The sequence below is a fragment of the Sphingomonas azotifigens NBRC 15497 genome, assembly GCF_002091475.1.
In the GTDB taxonomy this organism is placed as follows: Bacteria; Pseudomonadota; Alphaproteobacteria; order Sphingomonadales; family Sphingomonadaceae; genus Sphingomonas; species Sphingomonas azotifigens.
Genome location: NZ_BCTR01000055.1, coordinates 33,792 through 51,904, shown reverse-complemented (window position 1 = coordinate 51,904; position 18,113 = coordinate 33,792). Strand labels below are relative to the sequence as shown.

Below are 18,113 nucleotides of genomic sequence, written 5' to 3'. Positions count from 1 at the left end.
CCCCGCGCCTTGCGGCGCGGCCCCTCCACCACGCGGCGTTGCCGCGCGGTCCCCCTCCCCGTTCCGGGGAGGAATTGCGGGGGATGCTTGCCAATCGGCCGCCATTCCGCCAATCCCCCGCCCCATGAACGCACCCGTCCCCAAGCCCTGGGTGATGGCCATCGCCCCCTATGTCCCGGGCCGCGCCACCACCGATTCGGGCAAGCCCGCCGCCAAGCTCTCGTCGAACGAGAATCCGTTCGGCACGCCGCAAGCCGCACGCGACGCCTATGCCGCCACCGCGAGCGAGCTGGAGCGCTATCCCGATGCGAGCGCCTTCGCGCTGCGCGAGGCGCTCGGCGCGCATTACGGGGTGGAGCCCGAGCGGATCGTCTACGGCACCGGCTCGGACGAAGTGCTGCACCTCGCCGCCGGCGCCTTTGCCGGCGTGGGCGACGAAATCATCTATGTCCGCTACGGCTTCGCGGTGTACGACATTGCGGCACGCCGCGTCGGCGCGACGCCGGTGGTGGCGCCCGATCGCGACTATGCGACCGATGTCGACGCGATCCTCGCCTGCGTGACCGAGAAGACCAAGGTCGTCTTCCTCGCCAACCCGAACAATCCGACCGGCACCTACACCGCACGCGAAGAGATTGCCCGCCTCCACGCCGCGCTGCCCAAGAGCGTGCTGCTGGTGCTCGATCAGGCCTATACCGAATATCTCGACCCCGAGGACGATGACGGCGGGCTCGAGCTCGCCCGCACCCAGCCCAACGTGCTGGTGACGCGCACCTTCTCCAAGATCTTCGGCCTGGCTTCGGAGCGGGTCGGCTGGGGCTATGCGCATCCCGACATCATCGCCGCGATGCACCGCATCCGCGCGCCCTTCGCGTTCAGCATCGGCGCCGGCCGCGCGGCGATCGCCGCGCTGGGCGACAAGGATTTCGTCGAGCACAGCCGCGCGCACAATGCGCAGTGGCGCCAGTGGTTCGCCGACGAGATCGCCAGCATGGGCAACAAGGGCGTCCGCGCGGTGCCCTCCAAGGCGAACTTCCAGCTCGTCCTGTTCGAAGGCGAGGTGACCGGCGAGCAGGCCTATAAGCACCTGATGGAAGACGGCTTTATCGTCCGTTGGCTGCCCGGCCAGGGCCTGCCCCACGGCCTGCGCATCACCATCGGCACCGAGGAAGAGATCAAGGGCGTGGCGGCCTCGCTGCGCCGCTTGCTCGGCGCCTGATGCTGCCCTTCGCGCGCGTTACCATTCTCGGCCTCGGGCTGATCGGCTCGTCGATCGCCCACGGCATCCGCCAGCACATGCCGAGCGTGCGGGTGACCGGCTATGACGCCGATCCGGCCGTGCGCGAGACCGCGGTCGCAATCGACCTGTGCGACGACGTAGCGGACAGCGCGGGTACCTCGGTGATCGACGCGGACCTGGTGATTCTCTGCGTGCCGGTGGGCGCGATGGGCGCGGCGGCAGCCGAGATCGCCGCCGACCTGCCCGCCGAGGCGATCGTCAGCGATGTCGGCTCGTCGAAGGGCAGTGTGATCGAGGCGGTGCGCGAAGCCTTGCCGAACGCGACCTTCATCCCGGCACATCCGGTGGCGGGCACCGAGAATAGCGGGCCGACCGCCGGCTTCGCCTCGCTGTTCCACCATCGCTGGTGCATCGTCACCCCGCCCGAGGGGAGCGATCCGCTCGCGGTCGAGCGGGTGAGCGAATTCTGGCGGCGGCTCGGCGCGATGGTCGAGACGATGGAGCCGGGCCACCATGACCGGGTGCTGGCGGTGACCAGCCATCTGCCGCACCTCATTGCCTATACGATCGTCGGCACCGCCTCGGACCTGGAGGAAGTCACCCAGTCCGAGGTGATCAAATATTCGGCCGGCGGCTTCCGCGACTTCACCCGCATCGCCGCATCGGATCCGACGATGTGGCGCGACGTGTTCCTGAGCAATCGCGAGGCGGTGCTGGACATGCTCCAGCGCTTCACCGAGGACCTTACCGCGCTCCAGCGCGCGATCCGCTGGGGCAAGGGCGACGAGCTGTTCGAGCTGTTCAGCCGCACCCGCGCGATCCGCCGCTCGATCATCGACCAGGGGCAGGACGATGCGCGCCCGGACTTCGGGCGGTCGCACGAATAGGGTTGCTGCCGGCCCCTCTCAGCCGTCATTCCGGCGAAAGCCGGAATCTATTCGCCTCTTCGCTTGAGCAAGAGCCGTGCCGGAGACCCCAATGGATCCCGGCTTTCGCCGGGATGACGGTGGTGGGTGGCCGGCCTCAGCTCCCCGTCACCGACCGCTGCGGCTCGCGCGTTACCATCTGCTGGCTCTGCCGCTGGCACGCGGCCTGCACGACGGGATAGTCGACATCCGTCGCGCGACGAAGCGCGGCTTCCATGGCTTCCTGGCAGGCGACCTGCGACGTATAGCGGGCGGGTTCGAGGCGGACTTGGCGGCAGGCCTGCGCATCGTCGCTGCAGCCCATGATCGCCAGCACGTAGAGCAGTTGGTCCATGGCAGATGACCTCCTGCCGCAATCAACGGACGGACCTCCGGGCTGTTCCCGTGGTTGCGTCGCGTGGCCGCGCGTCCCAGATTAGGGCGGATGCCTCCCGAAACCTCGTCCGCCAAGCTCGACCGGCCCATCTTCGGCACGATGAAGCGCTTCCTGCCGTATCTGTGGCCGCGCCATGCGCCGGGGCTGCGGGTGCGGATCGTGCTCGCGCTGCTGCTCGTGCTCTGCTCGAAGCTGGTGCAGGTGTACGGCGCGCCCTTCGCGCTGCAGGGCGCGATCGACCGGATGGCCTCGGGTCCGCGCGACGCGGTGTGGCTGATCGTCGCGCTGGTCACCGGCTATGCCGCCGCCAGGCTGGGCACGGTGCTGTTCGACAACCTCCGCAATGCGGTGTTCGAGCGGGTGGGGCAGGATGCGACTCGCCGGCTCGCCTCGGACGTGTTCCGCCACCTCCACCAGTTGAGCCTGCGCTTCCACCTCAACCGCCGCACCGGTGCGGTCACCAAGGTGGTCGAGCGCGGCACCAAGAGCATCGACACGATGCTCTATTTCCTGCTGTTCAACATCGCGCCGACCATCCTCGAGCTCGGCATGGTGCTCGGCATCTTCGGCACGCGCTTCGGCGGGTGGCTGGTCGCCGGCACGTTGGCGATGGTGGTGGTCTATATCGCCTTCACCCGCTGGGTGACCGACTGGCGCTCCAAGCTGCGCGAGCAGATGAACGACCTCGATACCGGCGCGGTCGCGCATGCGGTCGATTCGCTGCTCAACTTTGAAACCGTCAAATATTTCAACGCCGAAGCCCGCGAGAGCGCGCGCTACGACAAGGCGATGACGGCCTATATGAACGCCGCCGTCACCAGCGAGAATTCGCTCGCCTGGCTCAATATCGGCCAGGCGGTGATCACCAACCTGATGCTTGCCGCCGGCATGGCGCTGGTGGTGTTCGGCTGGTCGACGGGCCGCTTCACGCCGGGCGACGTGGTGCTGGTGTCGACGCTGCTCAGCCAGCTGTTCCGCCCGCTCGACATGCTCGGCTGGGTCTATCGCACCATCCGCCAGGGTGTGATCGACATGGGCGCGATGTTCGACCTGCTCGATACCGGCGCCGAGGTGAAGGACGCCGCTGATGCCCAGCCGCTGGCCGTCCAGCAAGGCCATGTCCGGTTCGAGGGCGTGCAGTTCGGCTATGACGCCGACCGCCAGATCCTGAAGGGGATCGATCTCGACATTCCCGCGGGCGCCACCGTTGCGGTGGTCGGTCCTTCGGGGGCGGGCAAGTCGACGCTCGCGCGGCTGATGTACCGCTTCTACGACGTGACCGGCGGCCGCATCACCATCGACGGGCAGGACATTCGAGCGGTCACCCAAACCAGCCTGCGCGCCGCGATCGGCATCGTGCCGCAGGACACGGTGCTGTTCAACGAGACCATCGGCTACAACATCGCCTATGGACGCGAGGGTGCGACGCCCGAGCAGATCGCCGAAGCGGTCCGCGGCGCCTCGATCGCCAACTTCATCCAGGCGCTGCCCGACGGGCTCGACACGCGGGTGGGCGAGCGCGGCCTCAAGCTTTCCGGCGGCGAGAAGCAGCGCGTGGCGATCGCGCGGACATTGGTGAAGAACCCGCCGATCCTGATCCTCGACGAGGCGACCAGCGCGCTCGACAGCCGCACCGAGGCGGACATCCAGGCGACGCTCGAATCGATCGAGCAGGGCCGCACCACGATCGTCATCGCGCACCGGCTATCGACGGTGGTGCATGCGGATCGCATCATCGTCCTGGAAGCGGGCCGGGTGGTCGAGCAGGGCACCCATGCCGAGCTGCTGCGCGAAGGCGGGATCTACGCAGAGATGTGGGCCCGGCAGGCGCAGGAGCGCGAGGAAGGCGAGGCGCCGGTCGCCGAGTGACCGCGCGCCCTCACCGTTAGGGTGGCGGAACTTCCTGCGCGTCCGGTGCGATAGCTGCTACCATCGCCAGAACGCGGAGGTGGGCGCATGGGGAAGACTCGATCGATGCTGATACCGTTCGGACTGGCGGGCGTGGGCGTGCTGGGGCTGGCCGGCTGGTCCGCCTGGGTGGGCCGCAAGGCCGAGGAGATGGTGCCGCCGGACGGTCGCTTCGTCGATGTCGACGGCGCGCGGATGCATATCGTCGAGCTGGGGCCGAAGGATGCGGCCGGGCCGGCGATCGTGATGATTCACGGCGTGATGGCGCAGCTCCGCAACTTCAGCCACTCGCTGGCGGGCCGGCTGGCGAAGGATCATCGGGTGATCCTGGTCGACCGGCCCGGCTGGGGCCATTCGCGGCTCACCGGGCCGCGCCCCGATCTCGTGCGGCAGGGGCGGATGATCGCGGCGCTGATCGAGACGCTCGGGCTGGAGAAGCCGCTGGTCGTCGGCCATTCGATGGGCGGCGTTGTGTCGCTGGCGCTTGCCGTCGAGCGGCCCGAGGTGCCCGGCGCGCTGGCGCTGATCGCGCCGCTCACCCAGATGGTCGAGCAGCCGCCGGCGATGTTCCGCGGCATGCTGGTGCCGCCGGTACTGCGCGCCCCGATCGCCTGGACGATCGCAGTGCCGATGGCGGTGGCCTTCGGCAAGCGCGGCGCCGAGGCGGTGTTCGCGCCCGATCCGGTGCCGGCCGATTTCACCATCGCCGGCGGCGGGGCGCTGGCGGCGCGATCGGCGGCGTACGAGATGGGCAGCTTCGAGATCCGCATGGCCGAGCAGGCGGTGCCGCCGCTGGTCGCGCGGTACGGCGAGATCCGGGTGCCGGTGTCGATCCTCTATGGCCGGCAGGACAATGTGCTCGATCCCGCGCTGCACGGCGAGCGGACGGTGGCGGAGATCGCCGGGGCCAGGCTGACGCTGGTCGAGGGCGGGCACATGCTGCCGCTGGCGCATCCCGACGAGACCGAGGCTTGGCTGCGGGGGTGCTGGCGGCGATGGGCTGAGGCGTTTTCCTCACCCCTACCCAAATCCCCCTCACCCTTCCGCCGCTTCGCGGCTCCCTCCCTCTCCCACAAGGGGAGAGGGAGCATTGGCGCACAATTCCCTCTCCCCTTGTGGGAGAGGGAAGGGGCCCGCCGCCGCAGGCGGTGGGAAGGGTGAGGGGGATTGGGGGTGGTGAGGGACCGCCCTTACTTCGCCTCGGCGATCAGCTTGGCGGCGGCGTCACTCGCCCAGTCGAACTCGCCCGAGACGCGCCACACTTCCTTGCCGGCCGAATCATACAGGATCGTCGTCGGCAGGTTGACGCCGAGCTGGACGCTGAACGCGGTGTCGGTATCCAGATAGGGCTTCAGATGCTGGTAGCCGTTCTTCTGGAAGAAGGGGCTGACCACCTCCATCCCCTTCAGGTCCTGGCTGAGCGGCAGTACCACCAGCGCGTCGCCCGCCTTACCCGCCAGCGTATCGAGCGTCGGCATCTCCTTGATGCACGGGGCGCACCAGGTCGCCCAGAGGTTGAGCAGCACCGGCTTGCCCTTGAAGGCGGCCAGCGTCGTCTTCTTGCCCGCGGCGTCCGTGAAGCCAATCGTCGGCGCCGCCTCGCCCTTGTGGCTGCGATCGACGGCGCCGCCCGGCGCGGGGACGCTCGCATTGGCGGGTGCCGCTACGTTCGCTTGCTGTGACGGCTGCGATTGCTTATCGCACCCCGCAACTGCGAGGGCGCCCAGAAGGAGAAGACCGATCACCGAGCGCAAGGACAGCTCCAATTCCATGTGGGGAGGGCGCTTCGCCGAAGGCCCGTCCGCGGTGATGCGCGAGATAAACGCCTCGATCCCCTTCGACAAGCGGATGTGGCAGCAGGATCTGCGCGGCTCCAAGGCGCATGTCGCGATGCTGGGCCAGCAGGGGATCGTGGGCGCTGAGGATGCCGCGACGATCGGCGCGGGCCTCGACCAGGTCGCCGAGGACTTCGCCGCCAACGGCGTGCCCGAGGATCTGGCGCTCGAAGACATCCACATGCTGTCCGAAAGCCGGCTGGCCGAGAAGATCGGTCCCGTCGCGGGCCGCCTCCACACCGCGCGCTCGCGCAATGACCAGGTCGCGACCGACTTCCGCCTCTGGGTGCGCGATGCGATCGACCAGGCCGATGCGGCGCTCGGCGCGCTGCAGGACGCGCTGCTGGCCCGCGCCGAGCAGCATGCCGACAGCGTGATGCCGGGCTTCACCCATCTCCAGGTCGCGCAGCCGGTGACGCTGGGCCATCACCTGATGGCCTATTTCGAGATGTTCGCGCGCGATCGCTCGCGGCTCAAGGATGCGCGCGCCCGCATGAACCTATGCCCGCTGGGTTCGGCGGCGCTGGCCGGTACCGGCTTCAACCTCGATCGCGAGGCGACGGCCAAGGCGCTGGGCTTCGATGGCCCGACGCGCAACTCGCTCGATTCGGTCTCGGACCGCGACTTCGCGCTCGATTACCTGACCGCGGCATCGCAATGCAGCCTGCACCTCAGCCGGCTGGCCGAGGAATTCGTGATCTGGGCGAGCCAGCCCTTCGGCTTCGTCGCGCTGTCCGACCAATGGTCGACCGGCAGCTCGATCATGCCGCAGAAGCGCAATCCCGATGCGGCCGAGCTGGTCCGCGGGCATTCGGGCCGGATCAGCGGCGCGCTGTTCAGCCTGATGATGACGATGAAGGGGCTGCCGCTCGCCTATTCGAAGGACATGCAGGACGACAAGCCGCCGGTGTTCGAGGCGCACGACCTGCTCGGCCTCAGCATCGCGGCGATGACCGGCATGGTGGAGAGCGCGACCTTCCGGCTCGAGCGGATGCGCGCGGCGGCCGAGGCCGGCTTCTCGACCGCGACCGATCTGGCCGACTGGCTGGTGCGCGAAGGCGGCATCCCGTTCCGCGAGGCGCACCACATCACCGGCCGCGCCGTGGCGAAGGCGGAGGCGGAGGGCATCCGGCTCGACCAGCTGCCGATCGAAGCGCTCCAGGAAATCGATGCACGGATCGACGAACGTGTGTACGGCGTTCTCAGCGTCGATGCATCGGTGAACAGCCGGACCAGCTTCGGCGGCACGGCACCGTCGCGGGTTCGCGCGGCGATAGCAGCGGCGCGCAAGGGCCGTGAGGAGGAAGCATGAGGAAGCGACTGCTGCTCACCGTACCGGCCCTGGGCCTGGCACTGAGCGGCTGCGGCGTGCGCGAGGCCCTGGCCCCGCCGCCGGGGGCATCGCTGCCGGTGGCGCCGTACGGCGCCGCGGCGACGCCCACGCCTCCCGACCTTCTCAAAGCGCCGGCCCAGACTCGCCCCGCGCGCAGCGACGACCTGATCCAGGCGTCCGAGGCGCGGCGGAGCGACGAGTTCGACCTGCCCCCCAACTGATTTTGGCGGCCATTCGCGCCGCACCCAGAGGCCCATGACCGATTTCTCGATGATCGACGGCGAGCTGCACGTCGAATCGCTGCCCCTCGCGCGCATCGCCGCCGAGGTGGGTACGCCCGTCTATGTCTATTCCACCGAACGCTTCCAGGCCAATGCCCGCGCCTTTCGCGACGCGCTGAAGCCGCTGGGGCGCATCCACCTCGCCTTCGCGATCAAGGCCAATCCCAACCTGGCGGTGCTCAAGCTGCTGGCGAACGAGGGCTTCGGCGCCGATGTCGTCTCGGGCGGCGAGATGGCGCGCGCGCTGGCCGCGGGCGTCGCGCCCAAGGACATCGTCTTCTCGGGCGTCGGCAAGACGAGGGCCGAACTGGTGAAGGGGCTGGAGGCCGGGATCGGCCAGTTCAACCTCGAACTGGTCGAGGAAGGCGAAGTGCTGGCGGCACTGGCGGCCGAGCGCGGGCTCACCGCGCGGGCGGCGCTGCGCGTCAACCCGGACGTCGATGCCGGCACGCACGAGAAGATCTCGACCGGCAAGGCCGAAAACAAGTTCGGTCTGCCGATCGGCGAGGCGCCGGAGATCTTCGATCGGCTCGGCAAGCTACCCGGCCTCGATCTGCACGGCATCGCGGTCCATATCGGCAGCCAGCTGCTCGGTCTCGCGCCGCTGGAAGCCGCGTTCGAGCGCGTCGGCCGGCTGCTCGCCGAGCTGCGCGCCAATGGCCACACGATTACCCATGTCGATCTCGGGGGCGGGCTGGGCGTCGCCTATCGCCCGGGCGAGGTGCCGCCGACGCCGGAAGCCTATGCCGAGATGGTCGCACGGGTGACCAAGGACTGGGATGTCGAGCTGATGTTCGAACCCGGCCGCACCATCGCCGGGAGCGCGGGCGTGCTCGTCACCGAAGTGCTGTGGGTGAAGCCGGGGCAGGTCCATCCCTGGGTGGTGGTCGACGCGGCGATGAACGACCTCGCGCGCGTGGCGCTGTACGACGCCTATCACGGCTTCGCCGCGGTGAAGCCGACCGGCGAGCGCTTCGTCGCCAACGTCGCCGGGCCAGTGTGCGAAAGCACCGACGTGTTCGTGAAGGCGCGCGAGATCGACGCGGTCAAGGCTGGCGATCTCGCCGTGCTGGAGACGGCGGGTGCGTACGGCGCGACCATGGCCAGCACGTACAACAGCCGCCCGCTGGTGCCCGAGGTGCTGGTCTCGGGCGACCGCTACGCCATCGTCGCCGGCCGCATCTCCGCCGAGGAGATCATGGCCGCCGAGCAGGTGCCGGACTGGCTGAAGTGACGCTCGCCGCGCTGCCCCTGTTCGTAAAGCTCCAGGGGCGGCCGGTGATTCTGGTCGGCGAAGGCGAGCCGGCGGACGCCAAGCGCCGCCTGCTCGATCGTGCCGGGGCGCTGGTGGTGGGCGAGGGCGATGCCGCCGCGCTCGCCATCGTCGCGCTCGATGAACCTGAAGAGGTGGTCGCCCGGCTCAAGGCGCGCGGCGTGCTGGTCAATTGCGTCGACCGGCCCGCGCTGTGCGACTTTACCCTGCCGGCGATCGTCGACCGTGATCCGGTGCTGATCGCGATCGGCACCGGCGGGGTCTCGGCGGGGTTTGCCGCGGCGCTGCGCCAGCGGCTGGAGGCGTTGTTGCCGACAAGCCTCGGAGCGCTCGCCGCCGGGCTGGGTCGCAGCCGCGCGGCGATGAAGGCACGCTGGCCCGATGCCGGTGCCCGGCGCCGCGCACTGGCCGATGCCTTGGGCGAAGGGGGCATGCTCGACTTGCTGGCGGGCGACGGCGATGTCGATCGCTGGCTGGCAGAGGGCGCCGCGCCGGAGGCGCAGCTCGTTTCGCTGCGCCTGACCTCCCCTGATCCCGAGGACCTCACCCTCCGTCACGCCCGGCTGCTTGCGCAGGCCGATCGGCTTTTCCATCTAGGCGACGTGCCCGACGCCATCCTCAATCGCGCGCGTGCCGATGCCGCGCGCATCCTCGCCCGCCCGCCCGCCGATCCCGGCGAGGGCCTGTCGCTCTGGCTGGAGATGGCGGGTTGAGCGGCTTCGCCTATGTCGTGAAGGACGGCAAGGTCGAGCAGCCGACGATGCGCGCGGCGCTCGAGGCGCGTGGCGGCCTCACCTGGATCCACCTCACCACCAATGACGAGCGGGCCCAGCTCTGGCTGGGCGGCGAGGCGAAGCTGTCGCCCTATATCATCGATTCGCTGACCGCGACCGAGACCCGCCCGCGCTGCGACGCGGTGGGCGACGGCGCGGTGATCAACCTGCGCGGGCTTTCATCCGAGGCCACCACCGCGTCCGATCCACTCGCCTCGATCCGCATCTATGCGATGGGCGGCTGCGTCTTCTCGGTGACTCGCAAGCAGCTCAATGCGCTCCAGCCGGTTCGCGAGGAGGTCGAGGCCGGCAAGATTCTCGATCCGGGCGACCTGATCGCGGCGATCGCGCAGGAGATCACCGAGCAGCTCGATCCCGTCGTTGCCGAACTCGGCGATTCGCTCGACGATTGCGAGGAGCAGATTTCGGGCCACCGCGCCTTCGAGCTGCGGCGGATGGTCAACAAGGTGCGCGTGCAGGCGATCGGCTATCGTCGCTTCCTGGCGCCCCAGCGCGCGGCGATCGAGAAGCTGGCGGGTCTGCCGGGCGACTGGCTCCGCGAGGACGACAGGCTCCACCTCTCCGCCGCCGCCGATCGTGCCGCGCGCATGGCTGAAGAGGTGGAAAGCATTCGCGAGCGTGCGGCGCTGACCCACGAAACGCTCACCGACCTGCGCGGCGAGTTGCTCGACCAGCGCTCGCTGGTGATCGCGATCGTCGCGATGGTGTTCCTGCCGCTGACCTTCCTCACCGGCCTGCTGGGAATGAACGTCGACGGCATCCCCTATGCGCACGAACCCTGGGCGTTCTGGGGCGTAGTGGGGATGTGCGTGGTGATGGCGGTGGGGATCGCGGGGTATTTCGTCCACCGGCACTGGTTCGAGTAGCGTACTCCAAAGCCGTCATCCCGGCGGAAGCCGGGATCCATTCGCCACTGCGATTCAGCAAGAGCCGTATCGGTGACCCCAATGGATTCCGGCTTTCGCCGGAATGACTGCGCTTGGGGTTACCGCTTCAGAAAATCGAAGATCTGCCCGACCATCACGTCGAGCGAACCCTGGCAATGCGTCTCCACGTCGGGCGTCTCCACCGTATTCACCGCAATCCCCATCGGCGTCGGCCAGCCGCGCAGCGCGTGGGTGATGGTGCGCAGCGCCTGCAGCGTCGCTACCGAGGCCTGCCACCCCGCGGCGGTGGCGATCAGGCCGACCGGCATGCCGTCGAAATAGACCCGATCGTCGCGGCTGAGCAGCTCGACATAGTCCAGTGCCGTCTTCACCAGCCCGGAGAGCGTGCCGTGATAGCCCGGCGAGCCGATGATCACTGCATCGGCGGTGCGCAGCGCCTCGACGAAGCGGATCACCTTGGCGTCGGTCTCGCCATGCTCGGGCTCGAAATGCGGGAAGACGATGTCCGGGCCGGTGAGCAGTGTGGTGCGCGCGCCCCGGGCCTCGGCGCGGGCAAGCGCGGCGGTCAGCAATCGGGCCGTGCTGGACTGCGGGCGAAGCGTGCCGCCGAGCGCGACGATATGGGGGGTGGTCATGCTACCTCGTGGATCATTCGGGTTTGCCGCCGGGCTTCCATTCCGGCTTGGCGTCGCTGTTGGCCAGCGCGTGGAGCGGCTCGACCAGCGACTGGATCGCGCGGGTCATGAAGGCGATGTCGATGTTCGCCACCGTATCGTCCTTGCTGTGATAGGTCGGCACCACTGCCCAGCCCGAGATGGTGTGGGCGACGACGCCCTTCTTCGCGAGCGAATAATTGTCCGAACGCTGGAAGAAGTTCTGCTCCGGATAGGGATCGGCGGTGACCAGCGCACCGTGGCGCTTGAGCGTCTCGCCCAGCGTCGAGCGCTCGAATCCGGTCATCATCATCGTGCCGGCAGGCAGTTTGGGATCCTGCGCGCCGATCATCTCGACCTCGACATTGGCGACGATCTGGTCGAGCGGCACGGGCGGATGCGCGCCGAAATAGGTCGAGCCATAACCGCCGATCTCTTCCGATCCATAGGCGACGAACAGGATGCCACGCTTGTTCTTGCCCTTGGCGGCGAGCGTGCGGGCGAGTTCGAGCACCGCCGTGGTGCCCGAGGCGTCGTCATTGGCGCCGTGCAGGATCGTGCCGTCGGCCTGGACGCCGAGGTGATCGAGATGGGCGCTCAGCAGCAGCACGCCCGCCTTGGGATCGCTCCCCGGCAGCCAGCCGATCGCGTTGGTGGTGGTGATGATCTTCTCTTCCACCGGCACGGTGAGCGCGACCTTGGGCTCCTTCTCCGTCGCGAGGGCGTCGAAGGCGGCCGCCGGCAGCACCACGATCGAGGGGCTGGGCTCGCGCGAATCGCCGTACAGGCCACCGGGGAGGCGCGGTTCGCCGTGCAGGCCCTTGAGCATCGCCTGCGTCTCGGCACTCTCGCGGACCAGCAGCAGACGCGGCGTCTTGAACGACCGTGCCAGCCGGTAGAGCTGCATGACGGGCATCTCGCCGGTGATCAGCATCACCGCGGCGGGCGCCATGCGCGACAGCGCCTTGGCGGGGGTGAGGCGGGCGATGCCCTCGCTGCCGGTACCGTCGCCGACGAGCAGCACCGCGCCGGGCACGGCCACGCCATTGGCGGTGAGCGTGATCGGCGCCTTGAGCTGCAGCCGGACGATCTTGGCCTTCTGGAGATAGCCGTCCATGCCCGGCGCCGGCTGCAGGCCGAAGCCGCGGAACTGCGCAGCAACATAGGCGGCGGCGATCGCCTCGTCGGGGGTCGCGCTGCCGCGGCCGCGCAGCTCGTCGCCGGCCAGGAAGGTCTCGTGCGCGCGCACCCAGTCGGCGCTGACCTGCGCCTGTGCGGGCACCGCCAGCACGCTCGCGGCAGCCCAGGCCGCCAGCAGCAATCCACGCTTCATTTGTCGCCTTCCCCCGTTCGGTCAGGACGGGGTGATGGGCCAAGCGGGCGCGGCACGCAACCGGTGCCGTGCCCGCCGGGCATCAGAAGAACAGCTTGCGGATGCTCAGCGTCACTGCGCGACCGGTAGGATCGAGCAGGTCCGGCTGGTAGTTGAGCGGCACCGCGCCGGTCTGGTCGGTCACCCGCTGGCGGGTGTTGAGGAGGTTGCTCACGCCCAGGCTCACGCGCATGCCGCGCAGCCAATGGTGTTCGCGCACCAGCTTGAACTGGCGGCCCAGGTCCGCGAACACGCGCAGGTTGAAGGTGCCGAGATCGCCGAAATTGAGCTGGTTGGTGTTGTTCAGCCCGGTATAGACGGTGGTGCTGCTCTGCCATTTGAAGCCGAGCCGCACGCCGACACCGTCCTTGGTGAAGCCCGCCTGCGCGTCGATCTGGTGCGCCGGCTGGCCGCCCGCATTGCCGGCGGCGTCGCCGTGCAGCAGGTCGAGGATCGGCACGCCGTCGCGGATCTTGATCTGATCCTTGAAATACCAGGTGTGGTAGAGGCTGAACTGCATCCGGCCGGCCAGCGCGCCATTGGCGCCGCCAAAGCCGCCCCGCCCGCCGCCAAACCCGCCGCCCGGACGGCCGCCGCCGCCCGGCGCAGCACCGCCGCCCGGGGCAGCACCGGCAGGCGGTGCCGGCGGTGGGCCGAACAGGCTGCCGCCGAACGGCGAGCGCCGGCCGTTCTGGCCCTGCTGCTGGCCGAACAGCCGTGCCTGGCCCTCCGGCGGCAACGGCTTGCCGGCGGCGATGGCGTCGGCACGGGCCTTTTCGCGCTGGGCACGCAGCGCCGCGATCTTCTTCTCGAGCGACGACTTGATCGGCACCGAAAGGTTGAAGCCCCAGCGCAGCTGCCTGGTGTTGTTCTCGGCGAAGTTCACCGCGCGATTGTCGATGCTGATCAGGTCGCCGTCGGCATCGCGGACGAAGCGACTCTGGAACGCATCCTCGATCGCGGTGGTCGCGGCCGGGAACGAGGCGATGTCGTTGCGGATGCGGCTGGTCACATAATCGGCGCGGATCGAGAAATCGGTCTTTTCCGACGGCCGCAGCTCGAGGCCGAGCTTCATCACGTGGCGCTTTTCGGCCTGCAGCGCCGGGTTGCCGCCGCTGATCGTCGTGATCGTCACCGTCTGGCCGGTGCGATAGTCGAATACGCGGGTGTTGGGGCTGGTGATCAGCGGACCGCCGAGCTGGGAGGTGGTCGGCGCATCCTCGGCATCGGTCCAGGAGGCGAGCAGTCGCACCGGCTTGAACGGCGACCAGTTCACGCCGTAGCCGGTGGTGGTCAGCGTGCCGAAGTCCGACAGATGCTGGACGGCGACATTGCCGTTGATCGTCAGGTCGCCCAGCGGCTGGAGCACGTCTTGGCGCCGGCTGGCGATCGGCACGTCGATGTTGAGCTGGGTGCTGGCGATGTTGCGGGTGAGCGCGGTCGGCTGCTGCGCGATGCCGCCGCGCACCGAGGTGCCGTTGAAGTCGCTGAGGCTGCCGCCGATTCGCAGCGAGGTCGAGACCTCGCCCGCCGGCAGCTTGAACAGCGGCCCGCGCAGCAGCGCGTCGACGGTGCCGACGTTCGAGGTCGAGTTGCCGCGATCGGCCGGGCGCGCGGCGCCGCGCGGATCGAAGCCGCGATCGGTGATCGACTTGCTCTCGACCCGATCATAGTTGCCGGTAAGCGACCAGCTCCACGCGCTGCTCCACGGCAGCGCGTCCCCGTTGAGCGTCGTACCGAGATGCGCGGTGATCGTGCGGCTGCTCGCGGTGAGCGGGCTGGGATCGGCGGAGAGCGCCACCGGGGCGGCGACCTGCGAGAGCGCCAGGCCGCGCAGCGCCTCGCTCTGCTGCACCTCCAGCGTGCCGTTGATCGTCGCGCCGACCTTCTCGCTGAGGTTGCGGGCGTAGCTGCCGTTGATGTTCAGGTCCTGGCTGGGGGCGACCAGCGTGCGATACGGCGCCTGGTTGACGCCGCTGCCGTCGCTGACCGTCGGCAGCACGTTGCGCTCGCTTTCGAGGAGCCCGGTCGTGCCCTGGTACTTGACGTCGAGATTGATCCGGCGGTCGCGGTTGATCTTGAGGATGTCCGCCTGCACCTGCTGGGTGCTGTTGCCGCCCTCGGTGGGCACGCCGCCTTCGAGATCGGTGGTGAGCGCGCGGAAGCGCTCGCGCAGCACGAAATTGACCACGCGCTGGTCGGCCGCATAGCCGAACTTGAGGGCGACTTCCTCGGGCAGGATGTCGACGCGCTCGATCGCCTCGGTCGGCAGGTCGCGAATCTCGGCGAAGCTCGAGATGCGGCGGCCGTTGAGCAGCACCACCGGCCGGCCGCTGCCGCGCCCGCTGCCGGTCTGCGGCGCGAGTTCGTTGAGCAGATCGGCGACCGAGGACACCGCATAGGCGCGGATATCGGCCTGGTTGAGCTGGATCTCGGGGGGAATGTCCCCCTTCACCGCACCGCGCTGCTGGCTTGAGGTGACGACGATCTCGTCGGCATAGGGATCGTCCGGCGCCGCCGCGGGGGGAGTCTGGGGGCGGCCGCTCGATTGCCGCGGCGTCGATGCCGGCGACGTGCTCTGCGCGTGCGCGACCAGCGGCGACACGCCGGCCAACAGTCCTGCCAGGGTGGTCCCCAGTCGCTTCATCGTTGTTCCGTCCCTTGTTCCGAATCAGAAGCGGGCCCGCAGGCCCGCTCGTTCCTGTTCGGCGGGTACGACGCATGTGTCGCAAAACTGTGCCGGTGATTTGCAGAAAATGTCACACATGGAGCGCGGATACGAAAATGGGGGCCGGAGCCCCCATTGTCTGTATTCATGGTGCGGTCGAGAAGACTCGAACTTCCACGGCCTTTCGGCCACAACGACCTCAACGTTGCGCGTCTACCAGTTCCGCCACGACCGCACGTAAATTTCCGCCGGCATTTCCATACCAGCGGCTGGTAAGGCAGCGGCCCCTAGCAAAGCGAAATGGGGCTGGCAACCCGCTTTGTGCAGCTTTCTTGCGCGGCGCACTCCGCCTATGCCGCACCCCATGTCTGTTGCCACGCCGCTCGCCGCCGAAACGCGCCGCCTTCTCGCGCTTGCCTGGCCGGTGATGCTGACCAGCCTGAACTGGACGATCCTCCACGTCACCGACGTCGTCGTCGTCGGGCTGGCCGGCAGCCATCAGGTGGCGGCGCTGGGGGCTAGCCGGACGATCACCTTCCCGGGCATCGTGATGGGGCTGGGGGCGCTGACCGGCATCCTCGTCCAGGTGGCGCGGGCGGACGGCGCGGGCGACCTGCGCCAGACCGGGCGCGTGCTGCACGAGGGCGTGCTGCTGGCGCTGCTGCTCGGGCTGGCGAGCATGGGGGTGCTCGCCGGATTCGCGACGCCGCTGCTCGCCGGAGTCGGGGTCGCGCCGGCGCTGCTGCCGGCGACCACCCCGGTGGTGCAGGTGATGGCGCTGGCCTATCCGTTTCAGCTCGTCACGATCGCCACCAGCTTCTTCCTCGAAGGGGTCAGCCGCCCGGCGCGGGTGACGGTGGTCAACCTCGCCGTGCTGCCGGTCAACGCGCTGCTCGCCTGGCTGCTCGCGACCGGCGCCTGGGGGCTGCCGGCGCTGGGCGCGGTGGGGGCGGCGGCGGCGACCGCGATCGCCTCGGCGCTGGGGGCGATCGGCATGCTCGCCGCCGCCTGGACGCTGCCGCGGGCCGAGGCGCGCGGGGTGCGGCTGCTCTGCGACTGGGGGCGCGGCGAGACGTGGCGCGGCGCCTGGGCGCTGGCCCGATTCGGCGTGGTGCCGGCGATCGCCTCGGGGCTGGAGCTTGTCGGCTTCTCGATCCTGATCGCGCTCTCCACCCAGCTGGGCGAAGCGACGGCGCACGCCTTCCAGATCGTCTTCTCGATCCACAACGTCACCTTCGCGGTGGCGCTCGGACTGGGATCGGCGGCGGGGGTGCGCGTCGGCAACGCGGTGGGCGAGGGCGTGCCGCAGGCGGCGGCGGGGCGGGCGGGAATCGCCGCGGTGCTGGCGGGGCTCGCCACCGGGCTGCTGGCGCTGGTCCTGGTGTTCGTGCCGATGCTGGTTGTCGCACCCTTCCCGGCGCCGGCCGATGTCCACACGCTGGCGGCGGCGATGCTGCTGCTATGGGCGCCGTTCATCCTGTTCGACGGCGTGCAGGTGGTGTTCGTCTATGCGCTGCGCTCGCTCGGCGACCAGGTGGCGGCGGGGGTCAACGGCATCCTCGCCTTCTTCCTTGTCACCGGCGGCCTCGGCCTCTGGCTCGTCCAGGCCGGCTGGGGCGCGACCGCGCTGGTGCTCGCCTCCGGCCTCGGCATGGTCGCGGCGGCGCTGCTCGACGGCGGCCGCCTGCTGGTCGTCACGCGTCGAGTTCGCTCGCGAAGCTGAGCTGCACCGTCTTCGCGCCGCCGGGCACGTCGACCTTGGCGCCGTTGAACTCGAAGCTCGCCTGCGGATCGAGCGTGCGCGTCGCCGGGGTGATCCGCCAACTATACACCTCGACGCCCTGCGCATCGATCAGCCGGATGCGGATGTCGGGCACGTGCTGCGCGCTGCCGGTGGGGTTGAGCACCTTGCCCGAGACGATGAACAGCTTGCTGCCATCGGCGCGCGCCTGGAGCGCGACATTCTTGTCGCTGAACACCAGCGACGTGTTTGCCCCGCCGATCGGCAGGCCGAGCTGGGTGAGCAGCTGCGGCGCCTTCCAGTAGAGCAGCGCCGCGCCGCCGAGCAGCACCGAGACGAGGGCGACGAGCGCGGCGAGCGTCCAGCGCATGCCCGAGCGCCGCGGCGGCGCGGGCTCGTCGAACGGATCATAGTCCGGCGCCTCGGGCTCGGCGGCGATGGTGCGCGGGAGCGGCGGCGGCATCTCCGGCGCTGCGGCGAGGGGCGCTGGCGGCTCGGCGACCGGGGGGGGCGGCGGGGGGGCCGGAGTGGCCAGCTCCAGCGGCGGCGGCGCCTGGAACCAGCTATGCTTGCAGTTCGCGCACCGCACCGTGCGGCCATCGGGACCGATCGCCGTATCCGGTACTTCGTAGCGCGACCCGCACTGGCTGCACTCCAAGATCATGCCAAAACCCCCTGGTACCCGCCCGAAACGCTGCGGACGCACGAGTCTAGCCGGGCCGATTCGGGCCAGCAAGCGGCTTGGGGCGGGTCGGCGGCTTGAGCGGCATCGGGGGCTGTGCGATGGCGGGCGCGTCGACGCGAAAAGGGAGGTCCGGCCGCACGG

Annotated in this window: 16 protein-coding genes and 1 tRNA gene; 10 read left to right on the top strand and 7 right to left on the bottom strand. The window is 69.5% G+C overall.

What is annotated here, in order from left to right; genetic code table 11:
* Window positions 1–124 precede the first annotated feature (124 nt).
* Both hisC and SAZ01S_RS17405 read left to right on the top strand, forming a co-directional pair.
* Window positions 125–1,219, top strand: coding sequence for a histidinol-phosphate transaminase (hisC, locus tag SAZ01S_RS17410; RefSeq protein WP_084583551.1), 1,095 nt, complete (start codon window positions 125–127; stop codon window positions 1,217–1,219).
* The gene (locus SAZ01S_RS17405) at window positions 1,219–2,127 is read left to right on the top strand and encodes a prephenate/arogenate dehydrogenase family protein (protein WP_084583550.1); all 909 of its coding nucleotides are present in this window, start codon (window positions 1,219–1,221) and stop codon (window positions 2,125–2,127) included. Before hisC ends, SAZ01S_RS17405 begins: the two co-directional genes overlap by 1 nt.
* Window positions 2,128–2,263: 136 nt before the next feature.
* Here the strand turns inward: SAZ01S_RS17405 and SAZ01S_RS17400 are convergent, their stop codons facing one another.
* A complete protein-coding gene (locus SAZ01S_RS17400; protein ID WP_084583549.1) occupies window positions 2,264–2,500 on the bottom strand; it encodes a hypothetical protein in 237 nt (78 codons plus the stop codon).
* Between the two features lie 90 nt (window positions 2,501–2,590).
* On the opposite strand from SAZ01S_RS17400, the gene SAZ01S_RS17395 reads away from it, so the two are divergent.
* Window positions 2,591–4,411, top strand: coding sequence for an ABCB family ABC transporter ATP-binding protein/permease (locus tag SAZ01S_RS17395; RefSeq protein ID WP_084583548.1), 1,821 nt, complete (start codon window positions 2,591–2,593; stop codon window positions 4,409–4,411).
* 105 nt (window positions 4,412–4,516) lie between these two features.
* The gene (locus SAZ01S_RS17390) at window positions 4,517–5,611 is read left to right on the top strand and encodes an alpha/beta fold hydrolase (RefSeq protein WP_084583547.1); all 1,095 of its coding nucleotides are present in this window, start codon (window positions 4,517–4,519) and stop codon (window positions 5,609–5,611) included.
* Window positions 5,612–5,640: 29 nt separating this feature from the next.
* Here SAZ01S_RS17390 and SAZ01S_RS17385 read toward each other — a convergent pair whose 3' ends face one another.
* Window positions 5,641–6,222 (bottom strand): TlpA family protein disulfide reductase, encoded by a 582-nt coding sequence (locus tag SAZ01S_RS17385; protein WP_084583546.1) that lies wholly within the window; start codon window positions 6,220–6,222, stop codon window positions 5,641–5,643.
* Here SAZ01S_RS17385 and argH point away from each other — a divergent pair.
* The 5 genes from argH to SAZ01S_RS17360 are packed head-to-tail and all read left to right on the top strand — an operon-like array spanning window position 6,221 to window position 10,832.
* Entirely contained in the window at window positions 6,221–7,597 is a 1,377-nt protein-coding gene (argH, locus tag SAZ01S_RS17380) for an argininosuccinate lyase (protein WP_084583545.1), read from the top strand. The two genes, SAZ01S_RS17385 and argH, sit on opposite strands and share 2 nt — an antisense overlap.
* Complete coding sequence (locus SAZ01S_RS17375) at window positions 7,594–7,839, top strand: hypothetical protein (protein ID WP_084583544.1); 246 nt, start codon at window positions 7,594–7,596, stop codon at window positions 7,837–7,839. The genes argH and SAZ01S_RS17375 overlap by 4 nt, the downstream gene beginning before the upstream one ends.
* 34 nt (window positions 7,840–7,873) lie before the next feature.
* Window positions 7,874–9,133 (top strand): diaminopimelate decarboxylase, encoded by a 1,260-nt coding sequence (gene lysA / locus SAZ01S_RS17370; RefSeq protein ID WP_084583543.1) that lies wholly within the window; start codon window positions 7,874–7,876, stop codon window positions 9,131–9,133.
* Window positions 9,130–9,885, top strand: coding sequence for a precorrin-2 dehydrogenase/sirohydrochlorin ferrochelatase family protein (locus SAZ01S_RS17365; RefSeq protein WP_084583542.1), 756 nt, complete (start codon window positions 9,130–9,132; stop codon window positions 9,883–9,885). Before lysA ends, SAZ01S_RS17365 begins: the two co-directional genes overlap by 4 nt.
* Window positions 9,882–10,832 carry a zinc transporter ZntB gene (locus tag SAZ01S_RS17360; protein WP_084583541.1) on the top strand — a complete coding sequence of 317 codons (951 nt, stop codon included), beginning with the start codon at window positions 9,882–9,884 and terminating at the stop codon, window positions 10,830–10,832. Before SAZ01S_RS17365 ends, SAZ01S_RS17360 begins: the two co-directional genes overlap by 4 nt.
* Before the next feature lie 119 nt (window positions 10,833–10,951).
* On the opposite strand, the gene SAZ01S_RS17355 is transcribed toward SAZ01S_RS17360, so the two are convergent.
* From SAZ01S_RS17355 to SAZ01S_RS17340, 4 genes are all read right to left on the bottom strand, one after another.
* Entirely contained in the window at window positions 10,952–11,488 is a 537-nt protein-coding gene (locus SAZ01S_RS17355; RefSeq protein ID WP_084583540.1) for an NADPH-dependent FMN reductase, read from the bottom strand.
* A 13-nt stretch (window positions 11,489–11,501) separates the two neighbouring features.
* Window positions 11,502–12,839 carry a M28 family metallopeptidase gene (locus tag SAZ01S_RS17350; RefSeq protein WP_084583539.1) on the bottom strand — a complete coding sequence of 446 codons (1,338 nt, stop codon included), beginning with the start codon at window positions 12,837–12,839 and terminating at the stop codon, window positions 11,502–11,504.
* A gap of 82 nt (window positions 12,840–12,921) precedes the next feature.
* Window positions 12,922–15,525, bottom strand: coding sequence for a TonB-dependent receptor (locus SAZ01S_RS17345; protein ID WP_084583538.1), 2,604 nt, complete (start codon window positions 15,523–15,525; stop codon window positions 12,922–12,924).
* Between the two features lie 169 nt (window positions 15,526–15,694).
* Window positions 15,695–15,781, bottom strand: a tRNA-Leu gene (locus SAZ01S_RS17340).
* 129 nt (window positions 15,782–15,910) lie between these two features.
* Here SAZ01S_RS17340 and SAZ01S_RS17335 point away from each other — a divergent pair.
* Window positions 15,911–17,269 (top strand): MATE family efflux transporter, encoded by a 1,359-nt coding sequence (locus tag SAZ01S_RS17335; RefSeq protein WP_084583537.1) that lies wholly within the window; start codon window positions 15,911–15,913, stop codon window positions 17,267–17,269.
* Here SAZ01S_RS17335 and SAZ01S_RS17330 read toward each other — a convergent pair.
* Window positions 17,241–17,951, bottom strand: a complete 711-nt coding sequence (locus SAZ01S_RS17330; protein ID WP_084583536.1) for a zinc-ribbon domain-containing protein — start codon at window positions 17,949–17,951, stop codon at window positions 17,241–17,243. The two genes, SAZ01S_RS17335 and SAZ01S_RS17330, sit on opposite strands and share 29 nt — an antisense overlap.
* Window positions 17,952–18,113 lie beyond the last annotated feature (162 nt).

Excerpts from the sequence above, each read along its gene's own strand:
- hisC (WP_084583551.1), top strand. The coding sequence starts at position 125 with ATGAACGCACCCGTCCCCAAGCCCTGGGTGATGGCCATCGCCCCCTAT.
- SAZ01S_RS17405 (WP_084583550.1), top strand. The coding sequence starts at position 1,219 with ATGCTGCCCTTCGCGCGCGTTACCATTCTCGGCCTCGGGCTGATCGGC.
- SAZ01S_RS17400 (WP_084583549.1), bottom strand. The coding sequence starts at position 2,500 with ATGGACCAACTGCTCTACGTGCTGGCGATCATGGGCTGCAGCGACGAT.
- SAZ01S_RS17395 (WP_084583548.1), top strand. The coding sequence starts at position 2,591 with ATGCCTCCCGAAACCTCGTCCGCCAAGCTCGACCGGCCCATCTTCGGC.
- SAZ01S_RS17390 (WP_084583547.1), top strand. The coding sequence starts at position 4,517 with ATGCTGATACCGTTCGGACTGGCGGGCGTGGGCGTGCTGGGGCTGGCC.
- argH (WP_084583545.1), top strand. The coding sequence starts at position 6,221 with ATGTGGGGAGGGCGCTTCGCCGAAGGCCCGTCCGCGGTGATGCGCGAG.
- SAZ01S_RS17385 (WP_084583546.1), bottom strand. The coding sequence starts at position 6,222 with ATGGAATTGGAGCTGTCCTTGCGCTCGGTGATCGGTCTTCTCCTTCTG.
- SAZ01S_RS17375 (WP_084583544.1), top strand. The coding sequence starts at position 7,594 with ATGAGGAAGCGACTGCTGCTCACCGTACCGGCCCTGGGCCTGGCACTG.
- lysA (WP_084583543.1), top strand. The coding sequence starts at position 7,874 with ATGACCGATTTCTCGATGATCGACGGCGAGCTGCACGTCGAATCGCTG.
- SAZ01S_RS17355 (WP_084583540.1), bottom strand. The coding sequence starts at position 11,488 with ATGACCACCCCCCATATCGTCGCGCTCGGCGGCACGCTTCGCCCGCAG.
- SAZ01S_RS17350 (WP_084583539.1), bottom strand. The coding sequence starts at position 12,839 with ATGAAGCGTGGATTGCTGCTGGCGGCCTGGGCTGCCGCGAGCGTGCTG.
- SAZ01S_RS17345 (WP_084583538.1), bottom strand. The coding sequence starts at position 15,525 with ATGAAGCGACTGGGGACCACCCTGGCAGGACTGTTGGCCGGCGTGTCG.
- SAZ01S_RS17335 (WP_084583537.1), top strand. The coding sequence starts at position 15,911 with ATGTCTGTTGCCACGCCGCTCGCCGCCGAAACGCGCCGCCTTCTCGCG.
- SAZ01S_RS17330 (WP_084583536.1), bottom strand. The coding sequence starts at position 17,951 with ATGATCTTGGAGTGCAGCCAGTGCGGGTCGCGCTACGAAGTACCGGAT.